The organism is Mesorhizobium sp. ORS 3428 (assembly GCF_001854785.1).
Taxonomy (GTDB): domain Bacteria; phylum Pseudomonadota; class Alphaproteobacteria; order Rhizobiales; family Rhizobiaceae; genus Mesorhizobium.
Map to the genome: position 1 here is coordinate 1 of NZ_MDFL01000032.1, position 5795 is coordinate 5795.

Below are 5795 nucleotides of genomic sequence, written 5' to 3' on the forward strand. Positions count from 1 at the left end.
ATCCGGGAGTCGGCGGCATGGCGGTGAACGTCGCGGTAGCGAAGCTCAGTGGGGAACCGGTGCCCATGACGATGGAGGCTCCCGTTCCGGTCCTCTCTGTGGCGCAATTGAAGGCCGATCATGGTAATCTGGCCGATAGCGATATCCTGTGGCTCAAATACTCATACGACTGGACCCTCAAAAACATCATCGGCAAGAAGTAAGCCTAATTCGCCGCGCCTCTCGCTAAGGCTTGGCGAGAGGCGCGATGATCAAGCGCTGCGGTCGTCTAATCCTGACATCCGCCTGGCGGGCTGCCCTCAAGCGGCGTTAGGATCAGGCAACCGTCGGTCGGTCGGTGCGAGCGCCTCGCAACTGCGACCCCGACAGCGAGCGGTCTGCCCCAGATTTGATCGAGACCGGTGCCGGGACGCTTGACGATTAGTTAACATGTTAGATATATTGATCGAGTAGAGGCGTTAGCGGTGGGGGAGTGCTGTCCAGGATGAGTACCCGCATAGAACGACCCGGAGCGGCCGAGTTCCCATTTGCGCCTGATCTCTCCACGTCTGCGGGAATTGCGGGAACAGCCCATCAGCAATTCGGCGCGGGCGCGAGCGACGCGTGCTTGCGGACTACCTGCGCAGGCTGGCGGGGCGTGAAAAGCCTACACCAGCCGTCGGGCTCTGCCGGGACCACACATCCACGATCAGATGAGGTGAACCGCAAGGACGCCGTGGATGATCGCGGTTTTGCCGGCCGGACTGCGGCGGACAACGTGCAGGAAAGACTTCAGTCATGAGATTCCTGGACAACGTCAACATGGATTTCGTCGCCGAGGTGATCGGGGTCGGGCCGGCCGAGGCCGTGGCGGCGTCCCACACTCAGGACGAGGGCTACTACCAAGCCGCTTCCACGGCCTTTGAGGACATGAAGTATGTGGTTGCCCTCCTGACGGCCATCCTACTGACCGATTTTGCTTCATCGGACCGGGGGGCGTTGGGTGCTGGCTTCCATTGGCGGCTCGCCGAGCCACTAGAAAGGGCGAAGCAATCGCTTATGACAAGCCGAGCTACCACGCAGGGTGCGCGCCATCACAGGCATCATCTGGTTGTAGCGCTGGAGAAACTGGACGCAATCGCCGGAATGGTTCGCGACGGCGCCGACATGCGTGATGATCCGCGTTGCGCGTCCGTCATGGCGGGGTTGCGGCAAGTCGTCCRGGAACTTCGCACCGTCAGCAAGCTTGCCGCCGGCTTCGATGTCGWCAACTTCGCGRCGAGTTGCTGCGCCACGCATGCCAAGCCGCATCAATTTCCAGGCAACCGGGTCCAGAGTTCATGACAACCTATTCGATCCATGTCGTCGAGTATGCCACCGCACCGGACAATCCCATCGGTGCCTTCCTGAATGGGAAATACAACGCCGGTGTGTGTCCGATCTTGTTCGGCTTCATAGTGATCCGGGGCGAGGGCATCGTGGCGCTGGTTGATGCCGGCTTCGATTGGGAGCTTCACGACAAGAAGCATACCTCCGGGCTCACCGTCGACAAATGGGAAAGCCCAGCAAAGGTGTTGCAGTCGCTTGGCATTRCACCCGCCGATGTGACGCATGTTCTACCCACACATGCGCATTTCGATCACCTGGGTGGTTTGYGCTATTTCCCGAACGCCCATTTCTACATGCAGGAACGTGAGCTTTCCGACTGGGTTTGGCGGATGTCGCTGGACAGCCGCTTCCGCTGGCTAACCAGTTTCGTGGACTCTGCCGATATCCTTGAATGCATCGATCTCGCGCGGAAGGGCCGTTTCACCCTGCTCAAGGGGCGCAGCGACAACGTTCTGCCCGGTATCGATCTCGTGCCGGCCTTCGACACGCATACGGCGGGTTCGCAGTATGTCGTAGTGAGGAACTCCGCCGGAACCCAGGCCGACAGCTGGATACTGGCCGGAGATCTCGTCTACCAGTTCGAAAACCTCGACGGAGGCGACGCCGAAAAGCCGTTCTATCTGCCTATCGGTGCTGCCTCGGGAAGCGCGTTCAACCTGGTGATGACAACGCACGAGATGATCGAGGCCGCCGGCGGCGATCGGACGCGGGTCATTCCGGTCCATGAGAGCAGGCTGGCAGAGCGTTTTCCGTCTGCAACGTCCGAGTAYGGCCTGAAGGTGATCGAACTGTGCCTGGGCGACGRACACGAGAGCGTGCTGCCGTCGGTTGAGGCTCGCGCCGCGGCGGCGTCGAACCGGTGAGGACGCATAGCCCCATACCCGTCGACCTTTGAAATCGAATGATGGGCGTATTGGCATTGGGAGGCGAACAAGATGAGCCGCATCTTCGGTAACATCCAACAGGCCGGTTACATTGTTCGCGACATCGATGAGCGAGTGGGATTTTTGTCCGAACAAGCCGGCATCGGACCCTGGTTCGTGCGTAAGGATGTCCCCATGCAAAGCTGTATCTACCGCGGCAGGCCCATCGAACTGCGGCTTCACGTAGCCATGGCTAATAGCGGTGCGCTCCAGATCGAGCTCATCCAGCAAGCGAGCTCCGAGGCGAGCATCTACACCGAGTGGCTTGAGCGTTACCCCGATGGAGGTCTTCTTCAGCACGTGGCTGCCTGGCAGGAAGATYTCGATGGCGCGTTGGGCCGAGCCCTCGATGCAGGCTGGACAGTCGTTCAGGAGGTAGGCTCCACCTATGGCCCTTTGGTCTACATGGAACACCTCAGGGACCCCCAGACCATTTTCGAAATTGCAAAAATGGGTCCTGAGCGCCAGGCGATCTTCGCGCGAGTGGCAGCGGCTTCGGAGGCTTGGGACGGGTCTGATCCGATCCGTCACGGCCTGCCATCCTGATTGGCGGTGAAAATGAGTTTTCTACAGTCGCCTATTGGCCAGTCGGTTGACGAGGCGCCCATCGCCTCGGTGAACGTTCCTGTGCTTCCATCGATCCCACAATCGTTTTGCGCTCTATCTGGCGCAAGGCGGTTCGTCCCTCACTCCCGCAGGAGCTTCGCGCAACTGGGGTCCAATTCAAGTTTGCAAGGACAGGCAGAAAATGACGAGGAAGGCACTGATCACCTGGGGCGGCCGTGAATTTCACACGCCCAAGCAGAGCGCGTTGGTTATTCGCGATATGCTCGCGGCCCATGATTTTGAGGTTGTCGTCGAGAACGGCACGACAGCCTATGGTGACCCCGAGCTTGCCAGCTTCGATCTGATCATTCCGGTAATCACCCTGGGAACCATCGAAAAACCCGAGCTGCAAAACCTGCTGCAGGCCGTTCGGGGCGGAACTGGGCTGGCTGGTTTTCATGCCACTATGTGTGACACGTTCCGAATGGAGACCGACTACCAGTTCATGACGGGTGGGCAATGGGTGAAACATCCCGGGGATATTATTGATTATCGCATTAACATCGCCAAGCCGTCGGATCCGATCATGCGTGGGATCTCGGACTTCGACTATCGCTCGGAGCAGTACTACATGCACGTTGACCCCTCCAACGAGGTCCTTGCCACCACGACGTTCACGGGCGAGTATTTCGGCTGGATCGATGGCGTCGTGATGCCCGTCGTATGGAAGCGCCGCTTTGGGACGGGGCGCGTCTTCTATTCGGCCCTTGGCCATACTTTCGAGGAATTCAAAGTTCCACAGATGCACACGATCATGGAACGCGGACTTCTCTGGGCAGCTCGGTCTCCAAATCCGTAGCCCTAGCTGCCGCGGTGCGGGTTGCCTGGCGCCTGCGTTCATCGCTGCTCAACCTTGCCTTTTCTATCAAATATCCAGCATCCTTGCCGAGCCTTGCAGTGAGAGCGTTGGACGTTTCGCGAAGCAGAGGTAAGTGTTCCAGCAGTTCGTTCGGAGCAGCGCCATAACATGCTATTGAAATTGCCGCGAACGTGCCAGCTGTCGCGTCCCGCAAAGGAACAGCGAGGCAGCAAAGATTGTCTGCGGCCTCATGCATGTCGAGGGCGTAACCCTGGGCTAAAACCTGAGCCAGATGGCGCCGCAGCTTCCCAGGGTCGGTTATGGTCCGCGCGGTCAGGGGTACAAAACCGCCGCTGGAAAGATATTCCTCCCGGTCGGTTGCTGGCAGGGCAGCAATCAGGACCTTTCCGACCCCGGAGCAGTAGGCCTCAAGCTGCATCGCTTCGCGCGTGAAGATCGCAGTTCTGGTTGATCCTTCCTTGATCAGATAAGTGACCATGTCGGCTTCAAATATGCCGAGATGAGCCGTAGCTTTGGTTGTTCGCGCCAGACGCCTGAGGTGGGGCCGTGCGATCGCTGAGAGTGTATCCGTTGGCCTGACAAACATAGCCCATTTGGCCAAAGCAAACCCGCCGGCATAGCGACCTGCGCCAATCCCTATGACCAGCCCCCGTTTCTCCAGGGACGCGACGAGCCGATAAGCCGTCGACATTGGAATGTTGAGTYCTGAAGCAATGTCCGAGAGACGGTAGCGCGCCTCCGACAGAACGATCCGTTCGAGCAATTCCAATGCCAGATCCAGGCCCATCCTATTCTCCGAATCCGCCCCGCCGCAAAGATATCTCTGCCCGGCCCATTTCAGCACATGATCATGATTACCCTTGCGCATGGCATATTACGGGTATATACCCGTTCTCATGGAAGAGCAATGCTACTGTACGATGCTGAGGAATGCCGCGCGCAAAGTCAGTGCGCACTACGACGAGGCTCTTGCCCCGATCGGCGTTGGCGTTGCGCAGTTTGGCCTGCTTCGCAAGATCGCAAGGGTTGAACCTGTCACTTTGTCCGAGCTGGGTCGGTTGAGCGAACTCGATCGGTCCACCGTTGGACGAAACGTTCGAGTGCTCGAGCGTATGGACCTCGTCTTGCTCTCCCGCGGCGATGCTGACCAGCGTGAAACGCATGTCCTTCTCACGCTCGCTGGGCGAGACGCGTTGGCAAAAGGTGAAGAGCTTTGGTGCGGGGCTCAAAGATCGATTGAGGCGCGCCTGGGTGCAAATGGCGCCGCTGAATTGCTCGGGACACTAAACGAATTATAGTTTWTCACCACGATGTGGGTATATACCCCTAAATCCAACTGTAGGAGCTGAAATGCCTGTAGCTATTTTCAATCTGAAGAAGGGCCGTACGCCGCAGTCAAAGAGGAAGATGGCTGATGCCGTCCAAGCGGCCATTGTTGCGAATTTGGGTATTCCTGACGAAGATCGCTATCAGTTGTTCCGCGAGTATGATAGCGACGACTACATCCATACCGAGGGTTATTTGGGGCTTTCTTATTCCTCTAAGCTGCTTATCCTTGAGATCACCTTTATCCAAGGGCGCCCCGACGAAACAAAGAAGGCCTTGCTGCGAGATATCAACGAACGGCTGGTTGCAACAGGCGAGATCTCCGCGGACGATATCTTCATCACCATCCACGAAGTTGGGCGGGCCAACATTTCGTTTGGACGAGGACTCGCGCAACGCGCGCAGTAATTGAACGACGCGCCACTGCCGGAGCCGGAGACTTAAGAACAGACCACTGCGCTGGCCCGCCCAGAGTGGACCGAACAGCGAAAATGYGAGCACAATGCCGTTTTTTCGGCTTCGCCGTGCGTCCATTGATCTTGCGATCGAAACTCTCACCATGTGAGAGGATTTCGCGACGTGAGTTTTAACACCGCGCCGGAATAAACTATCGTGTCTGCGCGGTTTGGTTCCACGAACGGATTGAGCTGAATGGAAGACGTGCATCGACATTTGGCCGATCGCTTGGCGACCGCCTACCGGGGTAGCCCGGTGGCGCCGCTTCGTGACGGACTGGATCCTCTTGATGTTGA

Annotated in this window: 7 protein-coding genes and 1 pseudogene; 7 read left to right on the forward strand and 1 reads right to left on the reverse strand. The window is 58.2% G+C overall.

Annotated elements, in window-relative coordinates; genetic code table 11:
- The 5 genes and pseudogenes from ORS3428_RS05410 to ORS3428_RS05430 all read left to right on the forward strand — a co-directional run.
- Nucleotides 1-203: pseudogene (locus ORS3428_RS05410) on the forward strand (substrate-binding domain-containing protein); the annotation flags it as partial.
- Nucleotides 204-777: 574 nt separating this feature from the next.
- Entirely contained in the window at nt 778-1323 is a 546-nt protein-coding gene (locus ORS3428_RS05415; protein WP_071095286.1) for a hypothetical protein, read from the forward strand.
- Nucleotides 1320-2231, forward strand: a complete 912-nt coding sequence (locus ORS3428_RS05420; RefSeq protein WP_071095288.1) for an N-acyl homoserine lactonase family protein — start codon at nt 1320-1322, stop codon at nt 2229-2231. Before ORS3428_RS05415 ends, ORS3428_RS05420 begins: the two co-directional genes overlap by 4 nt.
- A gap of 72 nt (nt 2232-2303) precedes the next feature.
- Nucleotides 2304-2837 carry a VOC family protein gene (locus tag ORS3428_RS05425; protein ID WP_071095291.1) on the forward strand — a complete coding sequence of 178 codons (534 nt, stop codon included), beginning with the start codon at nt 2304-2306 and terminating at the stop codon, nt 2835-2837.
- Nucleotides 2838-3039: 202 nt separating this feature from the next.
- Nucleotides 3040-3696: a ThuA domain-containing protein gene (locus ORS3428_RS05430; protein ID WP_040997817.1), complete on the forward strand. Its 657-nt coding sequence runs from the start codon at nt 3040-3042 to the stop codon at nt 3694-3696.
- Here the strand turns inward: ORS3428_RS05430 and ORS3428_RS05435 are convergent.
- Nucleotides 3650-4504 carry an IclR family transcriptional regulator gene (locus tag ORS3428_RS05435; protein ID WP_071095293.1) on the reverse strand — a complete coding sequence of 285 codons (855 nt, stop codon included), beginning with the start codon at nt 4502-4504 and terminating at the stop codon, nt 3650-3652. The genes ORS3428_RS05430 and ORS3428_RS05435 overlap by 47 nt on opposite strands.
- Nucleotides 4505-4613: 109 nt before the next feature.
- Here ORS3428_RS05435 and ORS3428_RS05440 point away from each other — a divergent pair, with 109 nt between their 5' ends.
- Entirely contained in the window at nt 4614-5015 is a 402-nt protein-coding gene (locus ORS3428_RS05440; protein WP_040986140.1) for a MarR family winged helix-turn-helix transcriptional regulator, read from the forward strand.
- A gap of 52 nt (nt 5016-5067) precedes the next feature.
- Complete coding sequence (locus tag ORS3428_RS05445; RefSeq protein ID WP_040985526.1) at nt 5068-5451, forward strand: tautomerase family protein; 384 nt, start codon at nt 5068-5070, stop codon at nt 5449-5451.
- The last annotated feature ends 344 nt before the right edge of the window (nt 5452-5795 follow it).

Coding starts and splice junctions, on each gene's coding strand:
- ORS3428_RS05430 (WP_040997817.1), top strand. CDS start 3,040: ATGACGAGGAAGGCACTGATCACCTGGGGCGGCCGTGAATTTCACACG.
- ORS3428_RS05440 (WP_040986140.1), top strand. CDS start 4,614: ATGGAAGAGCAATGCTACTGTACGATGCTGAGGAATGCCGCGCGCAAA.
- ORS3428_RS05445 (WP_040985526.1), top strand. CDS start 5,068: ATGCCTGTAGCTATTTTCAATCTGAAGAAGGGCCGTACGCCGCAGTCA.